This window comes from Candidatus Liberibacter brunswickensis, assembly GCF_036858155.1.
GTDB lineage: Bacteria > Pseudomonadota > Alphaproteobacteria > Rhizobiales > Rhizobiaceae > Liberibacter > Liberibacter brunswickensis.
Genome location: NZ_JAAEJX010000001.1, coordinates 1 through 26645 on the forward strand (window position 1 = coordinate 1; position 26645 = coordinate 26645).

The window sequence follows — 26645 nt, forward strand, 5'->3', positions numbered from 1 at the left end:
GGCATATTTGAAGAGCCCCCTTTCAATATTAATCCCCTTTGAATAAGAGATTATCGCTTGTTTACTAGGTTTCTGGTATACTGATAAAATAGTTCAGAAGAGGCGGGGTTAGATTAATAAAATTATTTTCCAGACTTCTCCCTATTGCATTTTTTACAAAGCATTTGACAGTTATCGATAGAAGTAGATCCACCTGCACACCAAGGCTTGATGTGATCTGCTTCCATATCGTCTTGATCAAATTCTTTTTTGCATTTATTACAAACTTGTCCTTGTTTTGCGTAAACTTGACTTTTTTGACTTTTTGTAAAAGAACGAATATTTAAATATTTTGTGTTTCGAGTTAAGACATATGGGTAAATTCCCTTCTTGTTTGTTACATCATCATCCAAAAAGAGTTTTTCGATTTCCTCCTCTATCTCTTTTGGGTTAAATGTTTGATCGTTAAAATCGTGATATAACTCCCCCCAATCAACACCTTTCATTTCTTTTCTATATTTAGTAAATGTACTTTTTACCCAGCCCATGACCTTCTCAAAATAATCCCACAAAGATGATGCGCTCTCTTCATGCTGATGTAATCCCATATAATCTTCAATGTTGCCTTTACTAGCCCAGCGTATTGCTCTCTCCAGATAATCTTGGCGAATAGATGAGCCAGTTAAATAACGTTTATAGTATTGAGCCGGACAGTTTATTTTACTAAAATAAAGTTTTGCATTCGTTACCCAACTTCCAGAATAAATCGCATTACGCAATTCTTGATTCGTAAGTTTTTCTCCTGCTATATTGATTGTCTTGAACCATGCTAGCCTTTCGGAATCTGTTCCCTCACACGTATAAACCATTAATTTATACTCTAAAATCTGTTTTTTTTTATCCTCTTGTTGATTTGTAAAATAAAGGGATCTACAAGAGAAATCGTCATTTACATATTGACAAATTGAAATGGTACGTTGTTGTCCGTCGATAAGCTCAAATGTGTTTTTTCCTTTGTTTTTTATCCAATACATCGTATTAAGAGGAAAACCATTTAAAACAGTATCTATAACTGCCTCACGTTGATCAAGGTTATAAATAAATTCACGTTGATATGGTGGTCTTATATTTAATGTTTTCCCGTAGCCAAGAACGCCTTCTTCCATGTTATCAGTATATTCATTGACTAGATCTGCGATAGTAACATTTTCTTTAAGCTTTACATCCATTTGATGACACCGTTTTCTTATTTTTGATTACAACACGAGCATATTTCATTTTCCCACCAATGTAAAAACGACTTGGTTTACCAGTAAGTTTCTTAAGTAGATTAATATCTAGATCAATTATTTCAAATTGCTTGGGATTGTATTTGTCGAAAAAGGTAATAGGTACACCCATATAGCCATCGTAATCTTTTGGTATATCTAAACATTTATCAACATTAATAGCCTTAAAATTATCATAAAATGGGTATCTATCTTTGTCGTATGTTTTATATAAAACTATACCTTCATACCGTTTAGAAATATCTAAATTCGTAAACCAGTAAATACTGCCTTTACTAAAGTATTTTTTCCCATCTTTTTCTTTTATACGGCTTTTAGTCTTTATGTCATAATCCATTGGAACTTCAAACCATTTAGTTCCTCCATTGGTTACCCCAGTCCACAATTTGTGCTCTTTAATGAATGGAAATACTTCTTTATATGTTAGGGCGTTTTGATCTCCCATAATCAGAAATTTCTTGTCGTATTTGAGTAACTGTGCAATATATTGGCGGAACAAAGAAAAAGGAGGATTTGTTACAACTATATCTGCTTTTTTAAGCAGATTAATACACTCTTGACTTCTAAAATCACCATCACTTTGTAATGGCTTTGTTTTTGGAGAACCATCTCCTTGGTAGTCTCAACATACCGCTTGCTCGTCTTCCCCTTGGTTAAAAAGGTCAACATTGCTATGCTTATAACAAGTGGTTATGAGCCTTTTTAAACCTAACTTTTCAAACTTAAGAGAGAAAACGCGATAGAAATTACTTACCAATGGATCGTCGCAATTACAATAAACAACTTTGTCTTTAAAATGATTATAATAATGCTTTAATTCTTGATTTATGTCGAATTCAGAAGTATAAAACTCATCTCTTTTTTGTTGTTTGGCGTTATTAAGTTGCTTAACCATCCTACAACTCTCATACATACAACAAAGAATGCATGCTCTATTACAATCTTTAATATACAAAATTCAACTTTAGAATTGTCTGCATAGCTCATTTCGCTTATTTAAGTCAATCATTTAATTACTAATTTAGTTAAAAAGGTTGTGTATATGAATATTCCACCAGTTTTAATATCTCTAATTAAACACTTTGAAGGTTTATGCTTAAAAGCCTATTGATGTCCTGCTGGTCTTTGGACTATTGGCAATTATCGTAATAGTACTTTCAGAAAATATGTTGATGAGTTAGATTGGCAAAACGCATCTATTGAATGTAAACGATGGGTGTATTCAGGAGGTAAGAAGTTAAAAGGATTGATTGTGAGAAGGGAAGTTGAAGCTGAATTGTTATTGCAGGGTTAGAGTGACTAAAAAGGTGCGGAGTTACTATAGGAAAAACAGCCTAGAATCAACACCCCCTTAAAGCGGGGGTAGGTATATTTAAGTATATGGTTTTACGATGTAATATTGTTATATAACTTTTATTCACTTTTGTCTTGGGCACTAAACAATCCTTTTCCGACTAAATACCAACAGCCAATAACTGTTGAAGAAAAAGATACCATAATAGACCCAAATTTAACATCGCTAACTTTCAAAAACCAATCCACGTTTATAATCTGAGTAATTAAAAATAGGATTATTACGATGATCCAGCATACAGCAAACTTAAAAGATCTATCATTATAGCTAAAACGCATAATGTTCTCATCTTCCAAACTATCTGCTTTTGCTTTTTTCTGTCGTAGCTCTACTACGTTGGCTTCTTGTCGAAACATGTTGCTAGATCTGCTAGATACTTCCCCTTTATTATTATTTTCATCCATAATCTTAATACCTATTTTCAGATGACAAAATATCTTCAACGGTTATAGTCTTATTGTTCAATGGATTGTCAGGGTCATAGCATTTCTTCCATGCTCTCTCAGGTTGATGTGTTATATCACTTAATTGATCAGCTGAATGGTATTGATATTTTTCCCAAATATACTCCATTTCATTAATTACGTAATCATCTTTTATGATTGGAAAAAGTTGAAATGCCAAATCTATAGGCACTTTAATATCAGCATTTCCAAAATACTTTAAATCTATGATAAAGACCCGCAAACACTGGTCCTTTCCCCCATGCTTGGGGGAGGTCATCAAAATAAGCACGTTTTTTGTCTAAAACAATATTGCAATGTGTGAAATACACTAGTTTTTGTAATTTTAAATGTTGGAGAGCCGATTAGCATTTATAACCTTTATTAACAAAGAAATTAGATACAGCAATGCAAGAAAATGGAGGTTTTCTCTCTTCTGAATATTTAGATTCAGGTTTCATTACCAATCTCCTTCTGAATTGTTGAGTAGTTCATGATGTTTTAATTAAGTGAGAAAATCAACTGCACACATATTATTATTATAAAATAAGTTAAAAAATCAAGAATACGATTTGTTTAGATCAAGATATAATTAATTAGTTTAAAAAAAAGATCGAAAATTATAGTCAAAAAGGTGCGGGCATCATAAAATAAAACAACGTAGAATCAATGTTCTTTACTATTGTAGATTCTAGGGTTAGGGCGTATCTAAATCATTGATTTTACGGCATAATTATGCTAATAGAAATATATTATAGCTGGATCTACTGGAATCGAGCCAGAGGACCATCTGTGACCTTAGTCAAGTGCGTTGCTAAGCTGCTCTACGCCTAAGATGATTGTTTTAATATTACTTATTCGATTTAAGATACATGATGCTATGTTAAAATCATATGTAAATTATTTATAATTATATCTTGTTAACTAGAAATATTTATTGTTCAAAATAGGAATTTTAAAAGTGTAAATATAGATATATATCACAAAAATATATTTTTGAGAATAGGGATCACAAATTTTAAAAGTAATTTTCCTTTATTTGATGTTTTAGTGATATGTATTTTCCTCTTCTATTTTTCGAAATATTTGATATGTTAAATTCAGGATTTAAGGTGTAGAATTGGACGTTTAAAAATGTGTGATATTTCTTCTAAACCTATAGATAGTGTATACCGTGAAACTGTTATATCGGTAAAGCATTATACGGATAGGTTGTTTTTTTTCTCTATAAGTCGTTCAAAGAGTTTCCGTTTTCTATCTGGTGAATTTGTGATGCTTGGTCTTATGATAAATGGCAAGCGGGTATCTAGGGCTTATTCTATTGCAAGTCCTTGCTGGGATGATAAGTTGGATTTTTTTTCTATAAAGGTGGAAAATGGGGCATTAACAAAGCATCTTCAAAATATTCAACCTGGAGATATTGTTTTGTTGCATAAAAAGTCGACTGGTACTTTGGTTTTAAATTCGTTAGTCCCTGGCAGAAGATTGTATTTATTGTCTACTGGAACGGGCATTGCTCCCTTTATGAGTATTATTCGTGATCCTGAAACATATGAAAAATTTGATGAAGTTATAGTTGCTCAAACATGTCGTAAGGTTTCTGAATTGCAATATGGGATAGATGTGGTGAATGAAATATTTCAAAATGATATTTTAAAGGAGTTCGTTGGTCAGAAACTTAAATATTATAAAACGGTTACTCAGGAAGATTATGTATACAAAGGTCGTATTACTAATCAAATATTATCAGGAGAATTCTATAATAATTTGGGTGTTCCTCAGTTAAATCCTGATACCGATCGAGTGATGATTTGTGGATCTCCGGGGATGATAGTTGATGTCAAAAAAATATTGTTAACAAAGCTATTCAGAGAAGGATCTAATAGCAGACCTGGTACTTTTGTAGTAGAGCGTGCATTTGCTTAGTAAGTATAATTATTATCACTTTAATAGTGATCAAGTATTTTTTGTTTTATTTCTCCAGGGAGTTTTGAATATCAAATAAGATAATATCACTGATATTATAGAAGATAATATTATTCCTATTTTTGCTTTTTCTTGTAATGCATCGATATTTGGGAAAGCTTGAGATGTTAAAAATAAGCTCATTGTGAATCCTATTCCGCATAGAATAGATCCTCCGTATAGTGAATGCCAGTTGGCATTTGTAGGGAGATTTCCCCATCCGATTTTGATTGTGGCAAAAGAAAATAAAAAAACTCCGATTTGTTTTCCAAGGAATAGTCCTAGCATTACTCCCCATATTATGGGATCTAATATATCGGTAGAGGATATATTAGATATGGTTAAGCCGGTGTTTGCGAATACAAATGTTGGCAATATAATGGGAATAACCCAATATTTTAGTCCTTCTCCAAGTAAGTAGAATAATAATTTACTTCTTTTCTGATATTCCTTTATATCGGGGATTAAGAGGGCAAAAATAACCCCAAATACTGTTGTGTGTATTCCTGATTTAAAAATTGAATACCATAGAAAAAATCCTAGAAATCCATATAAAATGAGGTTAGTAACTCTATAACGTTTTAATAAAGAAATAGATAAAATAAGAGCTATTGCGGCTTGTAACGCGTAAAAATCTAGATTTTGAGTATAAAAGAGTGCCATAATTATAATAGCAAAGAAATCATCTATTGTAGTTAAGGCTATGAAAAACACCTTGAGAGCAGGAGAAATATTTGATCCTATCCATGATAAAATTCCTAATGTAAATGCGATATCTGTTGCTGTAGGAATAGCCCATCCTTTTAGGGATGTTCCTGTACGGTAATTAATAATTATGTATATACAAGATGGAAATATTATCCCTCCTATAGCTCCCAATAAAGGGAGAGAACGTTTTTTCCAACTTGATAATTCTCCATGAAAAAGTTCGTTTTTTAGATCTAATCCAATCATGAAGAAGTAAAATATCATTAGGATATCATTAATCCAATGTTTTATAGTAAGGGATGAAACTTTGTATTCTAAAGCATTACAGTAATATGCAGAAGAAAATGATAGATTCGCAAATATCATGGTTATGATAGTTGTGACGACTAATAATATACCAGTAAAACTATCTTGGTATCTAATCTTTATTAATAGCCATTTAGCTAAAATATGAAAATAAATCATAAAATAATGCAAATCCGATAGTATTTTATATTTGTTCGTTTTAGTTAGATAATATTGTGGTAAATATATTGTAATGAAAGTTCAATATATTTTGTTTTTTTAAATTGCGCAATTATAATTATTGAGATATCATGTAACCGTTCTTATATATATCTAACTGTTTTGAGAAGTATGATTGTACTGTGATATTCATGAAGCTTATACATGGTTGTTCATCATGGTAATGTATTTTACTGTATCTGTGTTAGTAGAGTTTTAAAATTTTATAATAGAAGGTATTATTTGATATGGCTGTTCCTAAAAGAAAAACTAGTCCTTCAAAGCGTGGGATGCGTCGTTCTGCTGATTTCTTGGTTCCTCCTTCTTATGTAGAGGATAAAAAATCAGGAGAGCTCCGCCGTCCACACCATGTGGATATGAAAACTGGTTCGTACCGTGGACGTCAGGTTTTTGTGAAGAAGGTAGAGGAGTAGATTTTGTTTTATTCGTTGAATAAATTAAATGCTTTATAGTTGTTATGAATAGTTTTTATTCCTACCAATAAAGAAATATGGTTTTGTGTGTTATATAAAAAGATATTTTTAGCATAATTTATTTTTTAAAATAAATAAGGTAAAGTTCTTAAATAAATGCATTTACTGTAAAGGTTACATTTTTTAATACGTGGTTTTTTATTACCATACAGAATTAGTGGTATTTACATTGTGTTTTTTCTTTCGCGAAAAGTCTTATTATCAATGAGATAGTTTCATGAAATTGTAATAATACAAATTGATACGGACTTTTGATTAATTTTTGTTTTGACAATAAAAAAGTTTTTATCCTGGAACTTTTATTTACTATGGTGGTTGTAGCTATAGTTTTATAATATGATATAAAACAGTAAATATAAATGGTAATTTTATTACTAACCCTATAAAGTTTAAAGGATAAGTTGATGCTTTTTCAAGGGTTTAGATTTAATTTATTTATTGTTCTTCTTAAGCCTCGTGTTATGTCTTTGGCTATATATACTGCGTGTGTTGGAATAATTTTGGCTCCTGGACATATAAGTTTATTAAAAAGTATTTTTAGTGTTTTCTCTATAGCCATGGGAGCAGGTGCTTCTGGTGTCCTTAATATGTACTATGATGCGGACATTGATAAAATGATGGCGCGTACTTCCTCGCGTCCTATTCCAATGGGGAGAATTGCTCCTTGGGAAGCTTTTGTTTTTGGTGTTTTCTTAGCATTTTTCTCAATTATGATAATGGGATTAGTTATCAATTGGTTATCAGCTTTATTGCTTTTTTTATCTATTTTTTGCTACGTTTTTATATATACTATTTGGCTTAAACGTCTTACTCCACAAAATATTGTCATTGGAGGCATAGCAGGTGCTATGCCTCCAATAATTGGATGGTCTTCTGTAACAGGTGATATATCGATAGCGTCATTAGTTATGTTTTTAATAATTTTTCTTTGGACTCCACCTCATTTTTGGTCATTAGCATTGCTATGTAAAAGTGATTATCAAATTGCTTCTATTCCTATGTTGCCAAATGTTGCTACAGAAAGAACAACCAAAATTCATATTCTAGTATATACAATTTTTACTGCTATCTGCGGGTTGTTTCCAACAATACTTGGTTTTGCAAGTATTACATATGGTATCATAGTACTTTTTTTAGGATATAATTTTATTTTATTGGCATGGCGTACATTTTTATATAAAGGTGATAAAGGTATTATATTTACAAAAAAACTTTTTTTGGAATCTTTAACTTATCTTTTTGTTTTATTCTCAGTTTTGATGATTGATCATATTATAGATATGAAGACAATAGAGCTTGTATGTTTGTCTAGATTAAGATGATTTTTTGTAGTATGTTGTTGATTTAATTACAAGTTACAATTTTTTTCAATTTATAATTTAATTTATATATGTATCAACTTAATGTAATTATATTCATTGGCAAATTATCTTTATTGCGATCATTTAATTTTGATAGATATAATCCATTTGATTGATATTACTGATTTTTAGTTAGGGTATATTTTAATATGTTCTTAACTTGTGGAGATGAATATTATTTTGATATTTTTATTCAATTAGTGTAATTCATGAAATATATTTGAGTGCTAGAAGTATGGATTTTTTATTATATACAATTTTTTTTATAAGATACATTAAGTATATAGTTCATATTAATTATTTTTATGCCAAGTAATTATATCTCTAACAGAAATGATTTTTAAGTTGTGTTTTTTTGCGAATTCATCTACTTGCTTACCTTTTTTGATTGTTCCATCATCGTTTACTAATTCGCAAATAACCGATATTTGAGGTAATCCTGATATTTTACATAGATCTATAGATGCTTCTGTGTGACCAGGGCGGACTAGTACTCCTCCATCTTGAGATATTAGTGGAAAGATATGTCCTGGTCGGACAAAATTATCCGAAGTGCTTTTTGGATTAGCAAGGTTTTTAACAGTATACGTTCTATCATATGCAGATATTCCAGTAGTAATTCCATGTTTAGAATCAACGGAGACTGTGAAAGCAGTTTTGTGGATAGATTCATTTTCTAAGACCATTGGATGTAATCCAAGTCTGTGTGCATTTTGAGAAGACATGGGTGTGCAAACAATCCCACAAGTATGGCGAATAATAAATGCCATTTTTTCGGATGTACAATGCATCGCAGAAAGCACTAAATCAGCTTCATCCTCGCGATTATTTTCGTCCATAATGATAACTATTTCTCCTTTTTGAAAACTTTGAATTACATTTATAATATTTCGCTCACTTGAAGATTTTTCCTGCTTCATACTGTTATGTATCCTTCGATAGTTAGTAAGAATTTCTCTCATTATTATTATCTATGCTATCTTTATCAGTATAATATAAGTTAATAATTTTTGAACATTACATTCAACTGTATTGTGATTATTTTTTATATAGTTTTAATATTGAAATTAGTGCTAAAAGTTTCATTGTAAATCCTGTAAAAATAAATTTTTAAGGTTTTTTGATTGTTTAATGGCTTTTATATATGAAAATCTCTGATTCTGATCATATTTCATTTTTTTGATCAATAAGTCAATTATGGTTTGTGTTAGTGATATTTTTTTTGTTTTCTAGCAATTGCTAGTAAGTTACAGAGCGTTTTCCTTTAAAAAAATCTTGAATGATTTGTTTGCTGTGTTGTTCGGAGATTCCTGGATATATTTCCGGTCTATGATGGCATGTCACAAGCGTATAAAATTGGGATCCATGTTCTATACCTCCTCCTTTTGGATTAGAAGCTCCATAATAAAGTCTACGGATTCGTGCAAAAGAAATAGCGGCGGCACACATTGTACAGGGTTCTAATGTTACGTATAAATCAACTTCTGGTAAAGTCTCTTTTGACAATGCTTGGCATCCCATGCGGATAGCTAATATTTCTGCATGAGCAGTAACATCTTTAAGTTCACGGTTTCTATTTCCTGCGCTTCCAATGATTTTATTGTTTATTACAGCGACTGCACCTACGGGAATTTCGTTACGCAAAGCAGCTTTTTTTGCTTCTTCTAGAGCAAATGACATAAAAATATTTTTTTTATTCATGGTGATTTCAATTTATAATTTACATATTAAATGAATTATACTGTAAAGTATGCTAATATAGAATAGAAAAATAGATAGGAGGATCTATTCTTGAAAGATGATCAGATTGTACAAAAAGATTTTATACCTGAAAGAGTATCGAAAGTTGTCGCTCGAGCTGGTGTTGCTTCTCGACGTGAAGTAGAGCGGATGATTGTGCAAAAAAGAGTAAAACTAAATGGTGTTTTACTGGAAAGGGCTGCAGTAAATGTGATTCCTACTGATACTATAGAGATTGATGGTATTCCTCTAAGAAAAGCAGAAAGAACACGTTTATGGCTATATCATAAACCTGCAGGATTAGTGACTACTCATGCAGATCCAGATAGTCGTTCTACTGTATTTGATAATTTACCTAGTATTTCTCCTAGGGTTATTTCTGTTGGTCGTCTTGACATCAATACAGAAGGTCTTCTTCTTCTTACAAATGATGGTGGTCTTTCTCGTATTCTTGAATTACCTTCAACGCAGTGGTTGCGTGTTTATCGAGTTCGTGTGTATGGACCAATAGACCAAAATAAGATCGATTTATTAAAAAATGGTATAGTTATTCAAGGTGTTTTTTATAGAGATATGCAGCTAGAAATTGATTCTCAAAAGGGTTCTAATTCTTGGCTAACAGTAAGTTTGCGTGAAGGTAAAAATAGGGAAATCAAAAAGATTTTTGAGTTTTTTAATTGGAAAGTAAATCGTTTGATTCGTATTTCGTATGGTCCATTTCAATTAGGAGATTTATCGGAAGGAGATACAAGAGAAGTTTCTAAAAAAGTATTATGTGAACAATTAGGGCCTAACCTTTTAAAAGATGCAAGAGTTAATTTAGACGCTCCTGTTTATGCTCATGATGAACTTATTAATAATTACCCTAATATAAAAGATTCTTGTGATATTAAAATAATAGAAAAAAATAATGATTTTAAAAATGTGTTTATTAAGAAGAAGAAACTTTTTACTCCTATAAAAAGAAGAAATCTTTCTTCTAATGTATGGATGTCAAAAGGTGTTCATACTACTGCTAATGATTTTGATCAAAAAGCAGTTACTCATCGTCGATCTTCTCGTAATATTAGATCTCCTAAAAAAAGTCTTTTGCATAGGAGAAGTAAAAAGATATAAATGAAAGAAATTTATTTTAATCTTTTTTTTAAAAAAACATAAAAAAGTAAGTGAATCATTTTTAATAGTAATTTTTAGATAATAAAAGTTAGTGAAATGCGAATTGTCGGAGGTAAATTTCAAAGAAGATTATTGTATACTCCTAAAAACAGATCTATTCGTCCTAGCGATAGTAGGACTAAAAAATCTGTTTTTGATATTTTAAAACATGTTTATCCTTCTTTTTTGTATTCTTCGCGTATGCTAGATATATTTGCAGGAACAGGTTCCGTAGGTTTCGAAGCTTTGTCTCGAGGCTGTGATTACGTTTTATTTGTTGATAATAATCCTGAAAGTATAAGGTTAATTCGTAGGAATTCTGAGCTATTAGGTGTAGAAAATAGTTGTAGTATTTTTTTTCGGGATGTTTTGAATTTAGGAAAAATCGGACATATAAAACCTTTTAGGTTATTATATTTAGATCCTCCTTATGGCGAAGGATTAGCTCAACATGCTTTAGATATAATAGACAAGGAAAAATGGTTGGATCCTGATTCTTTAGTAATTATAGAGGAACATGTTGGAGTTGTTCTATCTTTTGGATCTTCATTCTATTTTCTTCAAAAACGTATATATGGTGATACAACAATACATTTTTACTCTTATAATCCTATGTGATTTTATTAAAATATTAAAGATGTTTGTCGATTAAGTTTTATTACTTAGTAATTTGGTAAAATTAATTTGTTATAATATCGTATTGGTATTGTATTTTGTGGATATATTTTTTATGGATCAATGGAAAAGTGATCTTGATATAGTCAGATCTGCTGTTCAGGGGGCTAGTGTTGTTGCTATGCAGCATTTTCTTCGTTCTCCTAATGTTTGGTGGAAGAATGGAGGGAATTCTCCAGTATGTGAAGCTGATATTGCTGTAAATAATTATCTTGAATCTTTTTTAATGCCTTTACGTCCTTCTTACGGATGGATGTCTGAAGAAACAGATGATGATCTAAAGCGTTTGAATTATGAAACACTTTTTGTAGTTGATCCTATTGATGGAACTAGGGCATTTATTGAAGATAGAAAAGAATGGTGTATTAGTGTTGCTGTTGTGCATCGTGGTCGTCCTGTAGTGGGAGTTATTCATGCAGCAGCTCTTGGCCAAGAGTTTTTTGTATCTATTGGGACTAAATCAACTTTTAATGGAAAGAAAATGTCTGTTTCTTCTACTAAGGCAGGTGATGTTTTAATGGTTATGGCAAATGACTGTTCATTAAAAGGATTAGAATCTCATGTATACTTTCAGAGAAAACCTTCTATTCCATCGTTGTGTTTGCGTTTAGCAATGGTTGCAAATGGAGATGTAGATGTAGTTATTGTTAATCGAAATTCAAATGATTGGGATCTTGCTGCTGTTGATTTGTTAATTGAATGTGCTGGAGGCATGATAGTTGATGCAAATGGAAAATTATTAACTTATAATAATTATCAAGTAAGTCACGATGTATTATTTGCTTCTACTAAATGGCATTTTACATCTTTTAAGAATCATCTATTAACTTTATAAGATATGATATTTAAACATATATGTTTTTGTAAAGTAAAAAAAATTTTAATTTTTATAAAGGAATTATGATGAATATCAATATTCAGAAAGAACAGGTTTTGTATTTGGTATTTGGAGGAGAATTAGAGGATATAAAACAGAAAAAAATTAGTGATCCTTATAATATAGATGTAGTTGGTATATTCCCAGATTATTATAGTGCTTATGATGCTTGGAAAGAAAAATCTCAACAAACGGTTGATAATGCATTAATGCGATATTTCGTAGTAGATATCACTAGTTTTCCTGTTTGTGAACTAGAAAAATAATAGATAAAATTTATTCGGAGATATTTCTGAAATTATTTTTCATTTTGCTATTATACAATAACTATTGATATGCAAAGGATTTATCTGATTGGCTGTTATTTTAAGTTATATATTTTTGTCAATATATCGCTGGGGTGGAATTCTATTTATGCCTTTTATCTCGGTTTTCTTCTATTTGTATAATTTATTCCGTAGAGGGAAACGAGGAAGAAATTTAGAAAAATTAGGTTATACAACTGTTTTACGTCCTATGGGGAATCTTGTTTGGTTTCATGCCGTTAGTGTTGGAGAGACCATAGCGTTGATTGGACTTATTCGTGTAATACGAAATCGTAATATTAATGTATTGTTAACAACTAGAACTATTACTTCTTCTAAAATAGCTCAAAAGTATTTAGGAAAAGAAGCTATTCATCAATATGCTCCATTTGATATACAATCTGCTATTTCTCGTTTTTTACAGCATTGGAAGCCAGATTGTATGATATTATCTGAATCAGAAATATGGCCATTAACGGTTTTTGAATTAACAAAGAGACGTATTCCTCAAATTCTTGTTAATGCACGTATGTCTTATCGTTCTTTTAAACGTTGGAATTATTTTTATTCTTTTGCTAAAAGTATTTTCAGTAAATTTTCTTTGGTAATTACACAATCTGAATGTGATTTCAGACGTTATCAAGAGTTAGGGGCGAAAAAACTGGTTGTATCAGGTAACCTTAAGATAGATGCGGAATCTCTGCCATATGACCAAGAATCTCTTTCTTTGTATAAAAAAGCAATCGCAAAACGGCATACTTGGGCAGCAATTTCAACTTTTGAGGGTGAAGAAGATGTAGCTGTATATGTTCATAATTTTATAAAATGTCGTAAAGATATTTTAACTATTATTGTTCCACGTCATCCTAAGCGTTGTGATGAGATAGAAAAAAGATTTATAGCTAAAGGATTAAAAGTAGCGCGTCGTTCTCATGGAGATACTTTGAATGCAGATACTGACATATTTTTAGGAGATACTATTGGTGAAATGTCTCTTTATTTGCGTATGACAGAAATTGCTTTCGTAGGTCGTTCTTTTTGTGCTAGTGGAGGGCAGAATCCTCTGGAAGCTATTATTCTTGGTTGTGCTGTTCTATGTGGTTCGAATGTAGAAAATTTTCGAGATATTTATCAAAAAATGGTTTTTGCTAATGCCGTTTGTATAGTAGAAACAATTGAATCATTAGCTCATAAGGTAGATATGTTACTTTCTGAAGCACAAGTACGATATGAAATGATTAACAATGCTATGAACGAAGTTAAAAAAATGCAAGGACCTCTTAAAATTACGTTACGTTCATTAGATTCCTATATTAATCCTCTTGTTTTTCAAAATCATTTATTGTTTAAAACATCTTTATTTATAAAATAACGTATATTTTTTGATAAATGAATTTTGTATTTTACAATTCTCGTAAGTTATTAAAATTTATGTGATTTACTCATGGTATTTAATGGACTGTGGTATATGATAAAAACTCCATTGTTTTGGTGGAAACCAAGAGGTTTTCGTTCGTTATTACTTTATCCTATATCTTTTATTTATTCTTTTATTTCATCTAGATTAATGAAAAATGGTCAGCGTTGGCGTGCTCCAATCCCTATTATTTGTATTGGTGGTTTTGTAATGGGAGGAACAGGTAAAACACCAACTGCATTAGCTATCGCGAAAACTATTATTGATAAAAACCTCAAACCAGGATTTTTATCACGTGGCTATGGTAGAAAATCTATAAAATCACTTATCGTTAATTTGGAAAAACATTGTGCTTATGATGTTGGAGATGAGCCTCTATTGCTTGCTCAATTGGCAGTCACTGTTGTTACAATTGATCGAAAAGTAGGGGTTCAAATGCTAGTTCAAGAAGGAGTGGATATTATCATTATGGATGATGGTTTCCATTCTGCCGATTTACAAGCAGATTTTTCCTTGATAGTAGTGAATTGCTATCGTGGATTAGGAAATGGATTAGTATTCCCAGCAGGCCCTTTAAGAGTTCCATTATCAAGACAGCTTTTGTATGTTGATGCTATTCTTTATGTTGGCGATAAAAAAGATTTAGTTTCTTGTATTAAGAATAAACCAGTTTATTTTGCTAAGTTAAAACCTCGATTGCAATTTGACTTGTCTGGGAAAAAAGTTCTTGCTTTTTCTGGTATTTCTGATACGGAAAAATTTTTTATTACTGTTAGAAAATTAGGTGCTTCCATTGATAAATGTTATTCTTTTGGAGATCATTCACATCTTAGTAACAAGAAGATAGAATATCTTATTGATCAATCTAAACGTTATAATTTAATTTTGGTAACAACTTCGAAAGATGCAATTCGTTTACATAATCGTATTGGCATAGCTAAAGAACTTTTAGCTAAAATTATAGTCATTGAAGTTGATATTATTTTTGAAGATCCAGATAATATTATAGATTTAGTTGAAAAAACCTTTGTCTCTTTTTATAAGAATAATAAAAAATAGTGTTTTTTAATAAATAATTACTCCCGAAATTTTTTCAGCTTCCAAAGATGCTTCTGCGTTAGCATAAGGTACTTGTCTATCAACACTCCAATAACAGAGTTTATCTAGAGGAATACGTTCTTTTGTGATAGCGCATGTGACATATGTTCCAGGACTTATAATTTCAAATATTCCATCTTTATATTTTACTAGGGCTTCATTTCCATTATGATAAATTTTATTGTTCATTTTGCCAAAGTTCTTTTTTATAATAATATGTTGTACATGTTGTTTTTTAACGTCCAAATAATTTTTCTATGTCAGATAATTTTAATTTAATGAAAGTAGGACGTCCGTGATTACACTGACTGCTATTTGCACTTTTTTCCATTTCTCTCAATAGTTGATTCATTTCAGTCAATTGCATTTTTCTACCTGATCTAATAGAACCATAACAAGCCATAGTTGCAAGTATTTTTTCTATTTTATCTATTAGATTATATGTAGTATTGCTGTCTATAATTTCGTCGACAATATCTCGAAGGATTTTTGATATATTGTCTCTGGATAGAATTGAAGGAATTTCACGGACAATAATGGAATTAGATCCAAATTGTTCTACTGTAATTCCTAATCGGCGTAGATTTTCATGATGTTCTATGATTAGAGCACATTCTTCTTCAAGAAGATCTATGATTTCTGGAATTAATAATGTTTGTGAAGTAATTTTATTATTATTAAAATCTTTGCGTATTTTTTCAAAAACCAGCCTTTCGTGTGCAGCATGTTGATCTACAATAACTAACCCATCATATGTTTGAGCAATAATATAGTTTTGATGAATTTGTGCACATGCTACTCCGAGTTGATAGTCCGATTTCTCGGTATTTTCAATATAGTCATCATTATCTTCAAAATATGTACTATTATCTTTAGGTAATAAATTTTCTATAGATAGATGTTTTTTTTGAAGAGGAAGTTTCTCTTGATCGTTTCTAGATAATATATTCCCACTTTTATAAAGATTAATTTTTTCTAAATTATTTTGATGGAATGAATCAATCATCTTTTTGGAGAGAATAGAAGAAGTCGATATTCTTTTTTTATTAATTGCTTTTTGAATGCTTTTAATAATAAAATCACGTACTACAGTAGGATTTCGAAAACGTATGTCATGTTTTGCGGGGTGTACGTTGACGTCTATTTGTCTTGGATTAATTTTTAATAAAAGAACGACTACTGGATATCTTCCTAATGGTATAGTTTCAGAGTAAGCCGCTCGAATCGTTGAAAGTATAAATTTATCTTGAACTATTCTACCATTGACGAAAATATATAATTGACTTGTATTTCCTCTATTGAAAGTAGGAATTCCTATATATCCTTGTAGAGTAATTTCATGTGATATTTCGTCAATTTCAACTGCATTATTGATAAAGTCTTCTCCAATAACTTGAGAAATACGCTTGGAAAGATCACCATTGGTGGATTGAAAATTAATTTTATAACGATTATTCTTGATCGTTGAGAATGTGAAGCTTATTTTCGGATAAGCAATAGCCATGCGTTTGATTACATTAATTATTAAATTAGTTTCTATTTGTTCTCTTTTTAAAAAATTTAATCTTGCTGGTATTGTAAAAAAAAGGTCTCTTACTTCTACAATAGTACCTGGATTCATAGCTACTGGACGAACGGAAGATATTGTTTCTCCAGAAACGGTAATTTGTGCACCAATGTCATTTTCAGATGTACGACTCATTAAAGTAAGATGAGATACAGCTCCTATTGAAGGTAATGCTTCACCTCTAAAACCAAATGTTTGAATATTGGAAAAATCATCTAATATCTTTGAAGTACAATGACGTCTTACTGCCATTGGAATTTCTTCTGCCGTTATTCCAAAACCATTATCAGTAATTTGAAAAAATGATTTTCCTCCTCCTGCAATGACTATTTCAATTTGACTGGATTCCGCATCAAGAGAATTTTCTATTAACTCTTTAACAGCAACAGCGGGTCTTTCAATAATTTCACCAGCAGATATTTGGTTGATGATTCTTTCAGAAAGTCTTCTAATCTTCATGGAATGTAGTGTTTTAGATGCAACATATTTTGATTATACAATTTTTTTGGTATTTGCAAAGTAAATAAGTAAGATGTTTTTTTTATTATTTTCTATTGTAATAGTATTGTTATTTATTGGCAAATATATTTGCAAGACGGCAAAAATCTTCTATTGAAATATTTTCTGCTCGGAGATTGGATTCTATCCCTGCTTGTTTCAATAAATCTTCTCCTCCTAATTTTTTTAGACTTTGCCTTAGCATTTTACGTCTTTTCCCAAAAGATTCTTGCGTAATTTTTTTGAGAGATTCTAGACAACAATGAATAGGATTTAATCGGGGAGTAAAGTGAACAACTGTCGAAATTACTTTAGGGGAAGGGAAAAAAACATGAGGTGGAATATCAAATACCATTTTAGTTTTTGTTCTCCAATTGGTAAGAACGCTTAGTCTTCCATAATGAGTAGTGTTTTGAGAAGCTGTTATACGTTTTCCTACTTCTTTTTGAAAAAGAAGAGTCAGTGATTCCCAAAAAGAAGGCCAGGTATCAGTTGTAATCCAGTTAAATAATAATCTTGTTCCAATATTATACGGAAGATTTGCAATTATGCGAGTAGGATAGGATATGTTAAAAAAATATTTGAACTCTATTTGTAGTGCATCTTCTTTTATGATTTCCAAACGATTAGGATATTGTAAAGATATGTTGTCTAAAATTGGAAAAAACTGTGGATCTTTTTCTATAACTATAACCTTTTTTGCTCCTAATGTTAAGAGAATTTGGGTTAAATTGCCAGGTCCTGCTCCAATTTCTATGACAATAATTCCATGTAATGAACCAGATGTTGTTGCAATTTTTTTCAGAATATTCCGGTCAAAAAGAAAATTTTGTCCCATTTTTTTGTTAGGAACAATGTTATGATGGAAAAGAATATTTTTTAATGAAGAATATTTATCTTGTATGGTCATTGCATAAATTCTTTTGATATTTTAATTGTGCAGCTGTTTTTAGAGCGAAAACAAGACTTTCCTCTGTAGCAAGAGAACTCCCTGCAATATCAAAGGCAGTACCATGATCTGGTGAGGTACGTATGAATGGTAATCCTAGTGTTATGTTGACTGTTTGATTAAAGTTAAGAGTTTTTATTGGAATAAGTGCTTGATCGTGATACATGCAAACAGCTACATCATAAAATTTGCGTGCACTATCATGGAACATGCTATCGGCGGGAAGAGGTCCTATAATATTTTTATTCTCATTTCTTAAATGTGCAATGGCTGGAGCAATTATATTATCCTCTTCTATTCCAATAGTTGCATTTTCTCCTGCATGTGGGTTTAGGCCTGATATAGCAATACGAGGATGGTTTATCCCAAAATATTGTTGCATAGCATTATATACGGTATTAGATGTTTCTATGATTTTTTTTGTTGAAAGGGTATTACAAATTTCTGCAATTGGTATATGAATTGTAACTGGTACGGTACGTAATTGTGGCCCAGATAACATCATTACTGGTTTAAAAATATTTCCTGTATTCCTCTTTGCTAATTCAGCTAAAAATTCTGTATGTCCAAGGAATCTAAAGTTTTCCTGATATAGCAAGTACTTTGAAATTGGGTTAGTAACTATTGCCATAGCTTGGCCTGACATAGTAAGACTTACTGCTGTTTCAATGTTGGCAATTGTATTAGGTGCATTTTTAGGATTTGGTATTCCTGAGATAACTTTTGATCTACATGAAGATCTTATAATTGGTAATGCTTTTTTAAATACTGAAAATGCATTTTTACAATCTGCTTCATAAATAGGGATATCAAGGTTAAGCTGTTTAGCACGTGTTTTTAAAACATCTGGATCTCCAATATAAATGAAAGGATGAATTGATGTTATCTGACGATTATTCCATGCTTTAAGCGATATATCAGGGCCAACCCCTGCTGGGTCTCCTTGAGTAAGGATTAATGGTAAAGAAAAAAAAGATTCATCCATGAATAATATTTTGCCTATTGGTAGTAATGTATATTCGCGGTTGAAAGTAATTTTTGCATATATTCTTCTACGTTTTCTTCAATTTTTTTAGGGAGGATATTATTTTTAAAATATTCTTGCAAAGCAATTTCTCCATTCAAATCTCTTTTATTGCAAATAGCTATATACTCTACACCTCTTTCTGTAACAAAGGGATCTGTTGTATTATTCTCTTCTTTTCTTAAAATACTTTGTAATTGAGGATTTAAATCAGATTCTAAAACATATTGTGCTTTGCTAACAGATACATCTTGTATTTTAGAGGCAAAATATTCAATTTTATTACAATCTTTTGGAAATCTAAATCGGGATTCTTTTGCCTCATTGATTCTTTTTTGGACGAATTTTTCATTTTGTAGTTGATTGTCAGGTATTGAAAATAATATTAATTTTATTAAATATTCTTTAATAGTGAGATTGTTTTTTGCTTTTTGTATATTAGAGAGAATTTCTTCTTCAGGATTTTTATATTTTAACATGAATTCTTTCTTTATGAAGTCGTTCCATATTAATTGTACTGCGAGATATTGCTTAAAGTGATTTTCACCAATGCCTTTTTCCTCTAGAAAATTGATAAAATCTTTTTCTGAAAGTCTATTATTTATAGCATGTTGTGCAAAAAAATAATTCATAGCTGATGAATTCAATGTTATCCCATGTTTCCCTAGTTCTTGTTTCTTTAAAGTTTCTATTATAAGATCTTGTGCTGCTATTTTTTCAATTTCTCCATTGATGTTTTCAAGTTTTAAAAGAGCTATCCTTTTTGAGATATCAAAATCAGTAATTGCTTCTCCATTAACTGTAACGTATATTTGACCAGACATTGCCCAAGATTTATATGGAACAACACAAGTAATACATGCGATAAATATGATGAAGTATGATATGGACAACTTAATAAAACTGTTGAATGAACTATAGAAATTTAAGATCATTTAAGTACCTTGTATTTAATTTATAATATTGTAATTTTAACTAATATTTTAGAGTATACATATCCTTAGTATTCGTCAAATAAAGAAGATGTGCTGATTTCTCCAATAGTTCTTAGTGATAACGATGCAGTAATTTTGTAAGCGTCTATTTTTGAGGATGATTTGTTATTATAATAAATTTTGAAAGTGGCGCAGTCATTTTGATATGATAACCCAAGCGAATGATATGGTACCGTATCGCGATCATTGATATCCCATTTTAACGATGCATTTGCAGAAAAAGAATCGTTGATTTTAAATCTTATGTCAGATTGAATTATGTCACGGGTATAATTATAACTATATAAAGGATGTTTAGGGATATGTGTATAACTGATATTTGATGAGAATGAACTCATAGTATATTGCACATTCGTATCCGTACGTCGTATGGACCAATCTTTTGTATTAATCAAATTTTGAGTAGAAAACATTATATTAGAAGGAAGAGATATCTTTATTGCTCCAACATAATCAGAAAATTTATCTTCAAGTCCTGAATTTTGTTCTATCCCAATGGAATCAGGGATAGACAAAGAATTTGTCCCAAGAATATGAATCGATTGTCCTATTACTCCATGAACTGTAAATAGATTATTAAAATTACCTGTATAGCGAATTCCTAAATTAGCACGAGTTCCACCTTCTGTTCGATCAAATCCTGAGAATCTATTTTGTGAAAATAGATTTGCCGAACTAAGTACAAGGCTTTGAGAATCTTCATTAGGTATTTCTTTGATATATTCTTCATCTGTGGCTGCGTACATTTGTGCTATACCCTCTAAAACGTGTCGAGATCTTTTGGAAATAGCTACAATTGGATATCTTATATCCAATCCTGCAGTTAGCATTTTTCGTGCAATAATATTTTGATCGTTTCTTTTTATATGGTTGAAATTATCTTTTTCGAAAGAAAGGTAGTGTAAATCACCTTTTATATTTGCAAGAGGTGTAAAAAGTATTCCAGAAGGCCCTATAAAATTTCTTCTCCAATCTGCTTTTATACTTAATCTTCTATTTGAACCGTAAGGAATCCATAGTTGTTGATTGTATTGTATTGTATTTGGAATATTTTCTTCTTTTATGCGAGATATTGCAGTGATATTTCCAGTGATAGATATCTTGTTATCCTTAGAATTTTTAGAATTAACATAGTAATAGTCTATTAGAGGATAAATATTAGCTTGTGGAAATTTCTTTTCTTGTAAGTGCAATGGTTCCTGGATATAATAGTGCAGTGCTCTTACATCAAGTTTATGTTTTTCTCCAGACCCTTCTAGATATACTTCGTTGGTTTTTATTCTTTCTGAAAGAGGATCTTCGTTATATATAGAAGAAATCAGGTGAGGTGTTTGTGCTGTTAGATTCCATCCAAAATGCCATATAGGATTTATTTGGAATACTGCAGTGGACGAAATCATTGCTTGGTGACGTGGTTCTGGAAAATCTTTATTAATGTTAAATGCATTGTACATATAAGCAGCATGTAAAGTATGTTTGCCGTTATAAAAGTATTTGCGCAGTTCAATTTCACTAAGAATGCCTTTTTTAGGATAAGGAGAGATGGTAAAAGTTGCATCTGAGCTATCAGATATAACTATATAGTAGGGTATTCCGAATCCAAATTTTTGATTTGCTCCAGAAGAAAATACAGGTGTAAGAAATCCCGTTTTGCGTTTTACAGTTTCATCTGGAATTTCAATGAATGGAAGATATATTACGGAATTTTCGAAAATTTCTAAATATATTTTTTCTAATCTTATAGTGTGTGTTTGCCTGTTGAGGATAATTCTTTTAGATTTTACCATCCAAAAAAGAGGGGATTTTTTCTGATTGGCACAACTAGAACAGGCTGTATATGTCCCTTGATCAAAAATAGTATTTTGTCCGTTTATGACTTTAGCACTGGAGGCAGTCAAATAGGTTTTATTAGGCATATCAATAGTGAGATTTTTAATGATGCCGTTTTCAAAATTATCTGTTACATCAAGATATTCTGCATATATTTTATGTTGATTAGGTGCAACAAGCTTAATATTACCGCTAGCAATAATTCTATGATTTTTATGATCAAGTGTTATTTTTCGGGCAGACATATGATACCCGTTGTATTTTATTTTCACGTCTCCAATAGCCGTTGTAGTCTTGCTTTCAGAATTAAGAACAATCTCGTCTGAAGATATATCTAGTTCTGAATTGTTAGTATTATTTTTTTTTTCTTTTTTTTGATGTGGAATAGTCTCAATGATTTTTTTATCCGTTAAAACTTCTCCTTCGACATTTGTTAAAATTATGCTAAACGTTAGGAAAGTAGTGATGCCAATAAAACATCTGTAATTATATCGCAATTTTAACCATCCTCTTTTTGAAGAAGAACTAATATGCTAAGGGATATCGTAGAAATAATTGGAACTAATGCAGCCGCACAAGGAATGATAGTGCCATTTTTCCCAAGCGATTTCATAAGTGTTATAATACTGTAAAGCATAACACCAGAAAATATTCCATATGCTATTATACTCCGAAGTTGATTAGATCGATTAAATTCCAAAGTTACAGAAGCTGCTATCAATGTCATTGAGACAAGCATGAATGGTATAGTTATGAGAAAATAGAATTCAGTTTCCGCACGATAATTATTGAATATATTATTCTCATTTGAAAAACTTATTTTTTTTATAATTTTATAAATAGACATAGGTAAAAATTGTTCTGATGTTTTTTGAAAACTATCCATTTTTATAGGAATATCTAGTATCATTTTTCTTTTAGAAATGGGGACGGTATCATATTTATATTCAGTAACTTGTTTGAGATGAATTTTATTGTTATTTATGACAGCTAAATTAGCATCTATACGATGGATTATTTTGCTTTTTCTATCAATAGTAATAAAAAAAAAATTTTTTAGTATATTCTTCTCTGGTTTTATTTCTTTTGCTCCGATAAAAATTTCTTTGTCTGCATTTTTTATGTTTATCCAAGGTATTATATCTGATTTTTTTTCATTATTACCTCTCCATTCTTCTACGATATTATTCCCTATTTTTTCTCCTGAAATAGAAATAGGGCTTATAACTAATATCGTAAAAATTCCTATCAAAAATGATCCAGTGATAAAAGGAGTTAACAATTGCCATATTGAAATTCCTACTGCACGTGCGACGACCAATTCATTTGTCTTGTTTAATCTAAAAAACACAACTATGCTAACAATTAATGTAATAAATGGAATGATTTGTTGTATTATTAATGGTATGCGCGTTATGACTAATATTGCTCCTAAATACGAATTATAATGGGGCAGTGAACCCATTCGATTGTGTATTTCGTTGAAGTCAATAACGAAAATCAGCGTGCTAATACCTAATAAAAAATATAAAGTATTTTTCAAGTAGTACTTGAAGAAATACTTCCATAAAATGCCTAGCATTAAATCTCCGTTATAAAAACAATATATTCCATCAATAGTATTATATTTTTGTATATTTTTTTTTAATCATAAAAAGGAATATGATGCATGTGCAAAAAATGAAAAAATATAGTAAAGGAATGAACCCATATTTTTTTTCAATGCCATTTATAATGTAAGAAAAAACCACGAAGAATCCAAAAGAAAAAGACATTGCTATAAATATAGGGTGTATTTTAAATTTTTGACGCATAGATCCTCTTTTATCAGCTGAAAATATTGAAATTAATCCAAATATTATTGGAAGAAACCATTGAGTTAATCTTTTGTGAAGTTCTGAACGATATGTCCCTAGTAATTGTTCTTTATAGCTATGATTTTTATTGTCTGGATTCAAAAGAAAGAATAGATTCTGATCTTGTGCGTTTAATTCAATGTGTTTTGAGGTATTTGGATTTTGTATTTCCAGATTATAAGATTTAAATTTTATGATTGATATTTCTTTTGAAATGGATGATTTTTTATGTATTTCGCCGTCTTGTAGTATTATAGATTTTTTCTCTAAATCTATTAATCCATTCTGTGCATAGTATATGATTTGTTGCTTGGTATTACGCAAATCCGCCACGAAAATACCTTCTAATGTATTATTAGGATTGTATTTTGAAATTTTTATATATAAATTATCATCAATCTGGAAGAATTCGTTTTCTTCTAAAGATGTAAATATTAGAGTTAATTTTGCTCTTTCGCTAAGTTCTTTAATCCTAATACGGCATTTTGGTTCTAAGGAATTTTCTGATATAAATAGAAAAACACTCAATAGGGTAGCTAGTATTAAAACTGGCTTTATTAGTTTGATACGTGATGTTCCTGTATTGTCAATAATAAAAAGTTCTGAATTTCTGTTCATGGAAGTCAGGACATTAGTGCTTTCCATTGCGAAGCAAAAAGGAACAGCCATCGGTAGGATTGTTGGGACAAGATAGTAGGATATTTTAAATAAAGTATCTAGAGATTCGACATCATATGAGACAAGTTTGATATGTCTCAATATTTGTATTGTCCATGCTATAAATATTATGAATAAGCATGCGACAAAAAATGATCTACTTATTTGACGAAATATGTAAGTTTCAAATATTTTCATAAGAAAAAAATCTTAATCTCAAATATGGTTTATGTGAATTACAAAAGGTAGTGAATTTTTATTTTTTAAATTACATAATATTTACGAAGTATACATTAATGTTTATTACATACAAATATGATTGTCAGCTATATTTTTATATTTTATTAATGATGATCCTAAAGGGATATTCACATAAAAGGGTAAGATCAAAATTATGGATATAAAATTTTCATTTGCAAAGAATCCTTCTATTAAAAAAGGAGGTCTAGCGATTCTTTTAAAAACTAGTTTTTCCGATATATCAGGTCTTCATTTTGTCTGTTCTCCAAATTCTATAATGCGTGCAGCATCTATTAAGAATTTTATAGGTGAATCTAAGTCGTATTTAAATATTTTAGATCCTGTTGATTGTGTATGGGATCGTTTAATTGTTATTGGTGTAGGGGATCCTAACAGTAAATTATTTTCTTGGTTAAACACAGGTGGAAATGCGGCCTCTTACATAGAAGAAGATAAAAATATCGAAATATTTATTGATATCCCTGAATATTCTATATCAGAATCAAAAATTAGGGATTTTGTTCTTGGATGTATGCTGAAGATTTATAAATTCGATCGATATAAAACTAAAAATACAGACAAGTCTTCTATTAAGTCTGATGGTAAAAATATTTCTGTTACAATTATTACTCAAGTGATTGAGAAATCTAATGAAATTATAGAAGATATTAAATCTGTTGTTAATGGAGTGAATTTAGCTCGAGACATTGTAAATGAGCCAGCAAATGTCTTAGGTACAGATGAGTTTTGTGAAAAAGTAAGAAGCCTTGAGAGTCTTGGAGTTGAAGTAGAAATCCTTGATAAGGATGCTATGCATAATCTTGGAATGCAGGCTCTTTTAGCTGTTTCTCAAGGATCTATTCGTCCTCCATATTTAGCAGTGATGAAGTGGAATGGTGGAAATGAAGAAGAAAAACCTCTTGCTTTCATAGGTAAGGGTGTTGTGTTTGATAGTGGTGGAATTTCTATTAAGCCTTCTAATGGTATGGAAGAAATGAAAGGTGATTTGGCTGGTGCTGCAGCGGTTACTGGATTGTTCCGAGTGTTAGCAGAGCGCAAGGCTAAGGTAAATGCCATCGGTATTTTAGCTTTGGTTGAGAATATGCCAGGTGCTTCTGCACAGCGTCCTGGTGATATAGTGCGATCAATGTCTGGTCAAACTATTGAAGTTAGTAATACAGATGCAGAAGGGAGACTTATTCTTGCCGATGCATTATGGTATTGTCGTACCCATTATAATCCCTGTGTGATGATTGATTTAGCAACATTGACTGGTGCTATAGTTGTTTCTTTAGGAAATATTTATGCTGGATTGTTCTCAAATAATGATAATTTAGCTGAAAAATTGGTTTCTTCGGGATTATCTTCAGGCGAGCTCCTATGGCGTATGCCTATGAATGAGGAATATGGTAAACTCATCGAGAGTAAATTTGCTGATATGAAAAATATTGGTGGTCGTGGTGCTGGTTCTATTGTAGCCGCTCATTTTTTGGAAAAATTCGTAGATAAGACATTGTGGGCGCATATAGATATTGCTGGTACAGCTACAGGGAATCATTTTAAAGATATTAATCAATCTTGGGCATCTGGATTTGGAGTGCGTTTGTTAGACGAGTTTATTAGATCTTTCTATGAGAAATGAGTGTTTTCCTTTTCTATAAATTC

At 30.7% G+C, this 26645-nt stretch carries 23 protein-coding genes and 3 pseudogenes; 11 read left to right on the forward strand and 15 right to left on the reverse strand.

The features are described from left to right. Positions 1-122: 122 nt before the first annotated feature. Complete coding sequence (locus tag GY664_RS00005; RefSeq protein WP_333947414.1) at positions 123-1208, reverse strand: HNH endonuclease family protein; 1086 nt, start codon at positions 1206-1208, stop codon at positions 123-125. Continuing rightward, positions 1192-2181: pseudogene (locus GY664_RS00010) on the reverse strand (adenine-specific methyltransferase EcoRI family protein). The gene GY664_RS00005 and the pseudogene GY664_RS00010 overlap by 17 nt, the downstream one beginning before the upstream one ends. Positions 2182-2400: 219 nt before the next feature. On the opposite strand from GY664_RS00010, the gene GY664_RS05060 reads away from it, so the two are divergent. Further along, positions 2401-2562: a glycoside hydrolase family protein gene (locus tag GY664_RS05060; protein ID WP_408612111.1), complete on the forward strand. Its 162-nt coding sequence runs from the start codon at positions 2401-2403 to the stop codon at positions 2560-2562. 119 nt (positions 2563-2681) lie between these two features. Here the strand turns inward: GY664_RS05060 and GY664_RS00015 are convergent, their stop codons facing one another. Both GY664_RS00015 and GY664_RS00020 read right to left on the reverse strand, forming a co-directional pair. Then, positions 2682-3026: a hypothetical protein gene (locus GY664_RS00015; RefSeq protein ID WP_333947415.1), complete on the reverse strand. Its 345-nt coding sequence runs from the start codon at positions 3024-3026 to the stop codon at positions 2682-2684. Positions 3027-3030: 4 nt separating this feature from the next. Further along, a complete protein-coding gene (locus GY664_RS00020) occupies positions 3031-3309 on the reverse strand; it encodes a Panacea domain-containing protein (RefSeq protein ID WP_333947416.1) in 279 nt (92 codons plus the stop codon). Between the two features lie 890 nt (positions 3310-4199). Between GY664_RS00020 and GY664_RS00025 the strand changes: the two genes are divergently transcribed. Continuing rightward, positions 4200-4991, forward strand: a complete 792-nt coding sequence (locus GY664_RS00025) for a ferredoxin--NADP reductase (RefSeq protein ID WP_333947417.1) — start codon at positions 4200-4202, stop codon at positions 4989-4991. Positions 4992-5021: 30 nt separating this feature from the next. Here GY664_RS00025 and nhaA read toward each other — a convergent pair whose 3' ends face one another. After that, positions 5022-6203, reverse strand: a complete 1182-nt coding sequence (nhaA, locus tag GY664_RS00030) for a Na+/H+ antiporter NhaA (protein ID WP_333947418.1) — start codon at positions 6201-6203, stop codon at positions 5022-5024. Positions 6204-6490: 287 nt separating this feature from the next. Here nhaA and rpmF point away from each other — a divergent pair, with 287 nt between their 5' ends. Together rpmF and GY664_RS00040 are read left to right on the forward strand one after the other, a co-directional pair. Next, a complete protein-coding gene (gene rpmF / locus GY664_RS00035) occupies positions 6491-6676 on the forward strand; it encodes a 50S ribosomal protein L32 (protein WP_333947419.1) in 186 nt (61 codons plus the stop codon). A 464-nt stretch (positions 6677-7140) separates the two neighbouring features. Continuing rightward, complete coding sequence (locus GY664_RS00040) at positions 7141-8058, forward strand: heme o synthase (protein WP_333947420.1); 918 nt, start codon at positions 7141-7143, stop codon at positions 8056-8058. Between the two features lie 341 nt (positions 8059-8399). Here GY664_RS00040 and ribB read toward each other — a convergent pair. Both ribB and GY664_RS00050 read right to left on the reverse strand, forming a co-directional pair. Beyond that, positions 8400-9017, reverse strand: a pseudogene (gene ribB, locus GY664_RS00045) (3,4-dihydroxy-2-butanone-4-phosphate synthase); the annotation flags it as partial. 319 nt (positions 9018-9336) lie between these two features. After that, entirely contained in the window at positions 9337-9798 is a 462-nt protein-coding gene (locus tag GY664_RS00050; RefSeq protein ID WP_333947422.1) for a nucleoside deaminase, read from the reverse strand. 126 nt (positions 9799-9924) lie between these two features. On the opposite strand from GY664_RS00050, the pseudogene GY664_RS00055 reads away from it, so the two are divergent. The 6 genes and pseudogenes from GY664_RS00055 to lpxK all read left to right on the forward strand — a co-directional run. After that, positions 9925-10674: pseudogene (locus tag GY664_RS00055) on the forward strand (pseudouridine synthase); the annotation flags it as partial. 375 nt (positions 10675-11049) lie between these two features. Continuing rightward, on the forward strand, positions 11050-11610 hold the full coding sequence (gene rsmD, locus GY664_RS00060; RefSeq protein ID WP_333947423.1) for a 16S rRNA (guanine(966)-N(2))-methyltransferase RsmD: 561 nt from the start codon (positions 11050-11052) through the stop codon (positions 11608-11610). A gap of 112 nt (positions 11611-11722) precedes the next feature. Continuing rightward, complete coding sequence (locus tag GY664_RS00065) at positions 11723-12502, forward strand: 3'(2'),5'-bisphosphate nucleotidase CysQ (protein ID WP_333947424.1); 780 nt, start codon at positions 11723-11725, stop codon at positions 12500-12502. Positions 12503-12570: 68 nt separating this feature from the next. Then, entirely contained in the window at positions 12571-12810 is a 240-nt protein-coding gene (locus tag GY664_RS00070; protein WP_408612110.1) for a DUF4170 domain-containing protein, read from the forward strand. A 148-nt stretch (positions 12811-12958) separates the two neighbouring features. Next, positions 12959-14221 (forward strand): 3-deoxy-D-manno-octulosonic acid transferase, encoded by a 1263-nt coding sequence (locus tag GY664_RS00075; protein WP_333947426.1) that lies wholly within the window; start codon positions 12959-12961, stop codon positions 14219-14221. A gap of 96 nt (positions 14222-14317) precedes the next feature. Beyond that, complete coding sequence (lpxK, locus tag GY664_RS00080; protein WP_333947427.1) at positions 14318-15325, forward strand: tetraacyldisaccharide 4'-kinase; 1008 nt, start codon at positions 14318-14320, stop codon at positions 15323-15325. 6 nt (positions 15326-15331) lie between these two features. Here the strand turns inward: lpxK and GY664_RS00085 are convergent, their stop codons facing one another. The 8 genes from GY664_RS00085 to GY664_RS00120 form a co-directional block, all read right to left on the reverse strand. After that, positions 15332-15553 (reverse strand): DUF2093 domain-containing protein, encoded by a 222-nt coding sequence (locus tag GY664_RS00085; protein ID WP_333947428.1) that lies wholly within the window; start codon positions 15551-15553, stop codon positions 15332-15334. 46 nt (positions 15554-15599) lie between these two features. Further along, entirely contained in the window at positions 15600-17390 is a 1791-nt protein-coding gene (gene mutL / locus GY664_RS00090) for a DNA mismatch repair endonuclease MutL (protein ID WP_333947429.1), read from the reverse strand. Between the two features lie 109 nt (positions 17391-17499). Continuing rightward, the gene (gene rsmA / locus GY664_RS00095) at positions 17500-18339 is read right to left on the reverse strand and encodes a 16S rRNA (adenine(1518)-N(6)/adenine(1519)-N(6))-dimethyltransferase RsmA (RefSeq protein WP_333947430.1); all 840 of its coding nucleotides are present in this window, start codon (positions 18337-18339) and stop codon (positions 17500-17502) included. Further along, on the reverse strand, positions 18323-19363 hold the full coding sequence (pdxA, locus tag GY664_RS00100; RefSeq protein WP_333947431.1) for a 4-hydroxythreonine-4-phosphate dehydrogenase PdxA: 1041 nt from the start codon (positions 19361-19363) through the stop codon (positions 18323-18325). Before pdxA ends, rsmA begins: the two co-directional genes overlap by 17 nt. Positions 19364-19377: 14 nt before the next feature. Further along, a complete protein-coding gene (locus GY664_RS00105; protein ID WP_333947432.1) occupies positions 19378-20337 on the reverse strand; it encodes a peptidylprolyl isomerase in 960 nt (319 codons plus the stop codon). A gap of 65 nt (positions 20338-20402) precedes the next feature. Continuing rightward, a complete protein-coding gene (locus tag GY664_RS00110; RefSeq protein ID WP_333947433.1) occupies positions 20403-22724 on the reverse strand; it encodes an LPS-assembly protein LptD in 2322 nt (773 codons plus the stop codon). Between the two features lie 2 nt (positions 22725-22726). Beyond that, entirely contained in the window at positions 22727-23809 is a 1083-nt protein-coding gene (locus GY664_RS00115) for an LptF/LptG family permease (RefSeq protein WP_333947434.1), read from the reverse strand. A gap of 40 nt (positions 23810-23849) precedes the next feature. Continuing rightward, on the reverse strand, positions 23850-24938 hold the full coding sequence (locus tag GY664_RS00120) for an LptF/LptG family permease (protein WP_333947435.1): 1089 nt from the start codon (positions 24936-24938) through the stop codon (positions 23850-23852). A gap of 196 nt (positions 24939-25134) precedes the next feature. On the opposite strand from GY664_RS00120, the gene GY664_RS00125 reads away from it, so the two are divergent. Then, a complete protein-coding gene (locus GY664_RS00125) occupies positions 25135-26622 on the forward strand; it encodes a leucyl aminopeptidase (RefSeq protein ID WP_333947436.1) in 1488 nt (495 codons plus the stop codon). The last annotated feature ends 23 nt before the right edge of the window (positions 26623-26645 follow it).

What these genes read in the sequence shown, in the direction of transcription:
- GY664_RS00105 (WP_333947432.1), bottom strand. Translation starts at nt 20,337, where the DNA reads ATGATCTTAAATTTCTATAGTTCATTCAACAGTTTTATTAAGTTGTCC.
- GY664_RS00085 (WP_333947428.1), bottom strand. Translation starts at nt 15,553, where the DNA reads ATGAACAATAAAATTTATCATAATGGAAATGAAGCCCTAGTAAAATAT.
- GY664_RS00120 (WP_333947435.1), bottom strand. Translation starts at nt 24,938, where the DNA reads ATGAAAATATTTGAAACTTACATATTTCGTCAAATAAGTAGATCATTT.
- GY664_RS00040 (WP_333947420.1), top strand. Translation starts at nt 7,141, where the DNA reads ATGCTTTTTCAAGGGTTTAGATTTAATTTATTTATTGTTCTTCTTAAG.
- GY664_RS00065 (WP_333947424.1), top strand. Translation starts at nt 11,723, where the DNA reads ATGGATCAATGGAAAAGTGATCTTGATATAGTCAGATCTGCTGTTCAG.
- nhaA (WP_333947418.1), bottom strand. Translation starts at nt 6,203, where the DNA reads ATGATTTATTTTCATATTTTAGCTAAATGGCTATTAATAAAGATTAGA.
- pdxA (WP_333947431.1), bottom strand. Translation starts at nt 19,363, where the DNA reads ATGGATGAATCTTTTTTTTCTTTACCATTAATCCTTACTCAAGGAGAC.
- GY664_RS00125 (WP_333947436.1), top strand. Translation starts at nt 25,135, where the DNA reads ATGGATATAAAATTTTCATTTGCAAAGAATCCTTCTATTAAAAAAGGA.
- GY664_RS00070 (WP_408612110.1), top strand. Translation starts at nt 12,571, where the DNA reads ATGAATATCAATATTCAGAAAGAACAGGTTTTGTATTTGGTATTTGGA.
- lpxK (WP_333947427.1), top strand. Translation starts at nt 14,318, where the DNA reads ATGATAAAAACTCCATTGTTTTGGTGGAAACCAAGAGGTTTTCGTTCG.
- rpmF (WP_333947419.1), top strand. Translation starts at nt 6,491, where the DNA reads ATGGCTGTTCCTAAAAGAAAAACTAGTCCTTCAAAGCGTGGGATGCGT.
- GY664_RS00050 (WP_333947422.1), bottom strand. Translation starts at nt 9,798, where the DNA reads ATGAATAAAAAAAATATTTTTATGTCATTTGCTCTAGAAGAAGCAAAA.
- GY664_RS00025 (WP_333947417.1), top strand. Translation starts at nt 4,200, where the DNA reads ATGTGTGATATTTCTTCTAAACCTATAGATAGTGTATACCGTGAAACT.
- GY664_RS00115 (WP_333947434.1), bottom strand. Translation starts at nt 23,809, where the DNA reads ATGCTAGGCATTTTATGGAAGTATTTCTTCAAGTACTACTTGAAAAAT.
- GY664_RS00015 (WP_333947415.1), bottom strand. Translation starts at nt 3,026, where the DNA reads ATGGATGAAAATAATAATAAAGGGGAAGTATCTAGCAGATCTAGCAAC.
- rsmA (WP_333947430.1), bottom strand. Translation starts at nt 18,339, where the DNA reads ATGACCATACAAGATAAATATTCTTCATTAAAAAATATTCTTTTCCAT.
- GY664_RS00005 (WP_333947414.1), bottom strand. Translation starts at nt 1,208, where the DNA reads ATGGATGTAAAGCTTAAAGAAAATGTTACTATCGCAGATCTAGTCAAT.
- GY664_RS00075 (WP_333947426.1), top strand. Translation starts at nt 12,959, where the DNA reads ATGCCTTTTATCTCGGTTTTCTTCTATTTGTATAATTTATTCCGTAGA.
- mutL (WP_333947429.1), bottom strand. Translation starts at nt 17,390, where the DNA reads ATGAAGATTAGAAGACTTTCTGAAAGAATCATCAACCAAATATCTGCT.
- rsmD (WP_333947423.1), top strand. Translation starts at nt 11,050, where the DNA reads ATGCGAATTGTCGGAGGTAAATTTCAAAGAAGATTATTGTATACTCCT.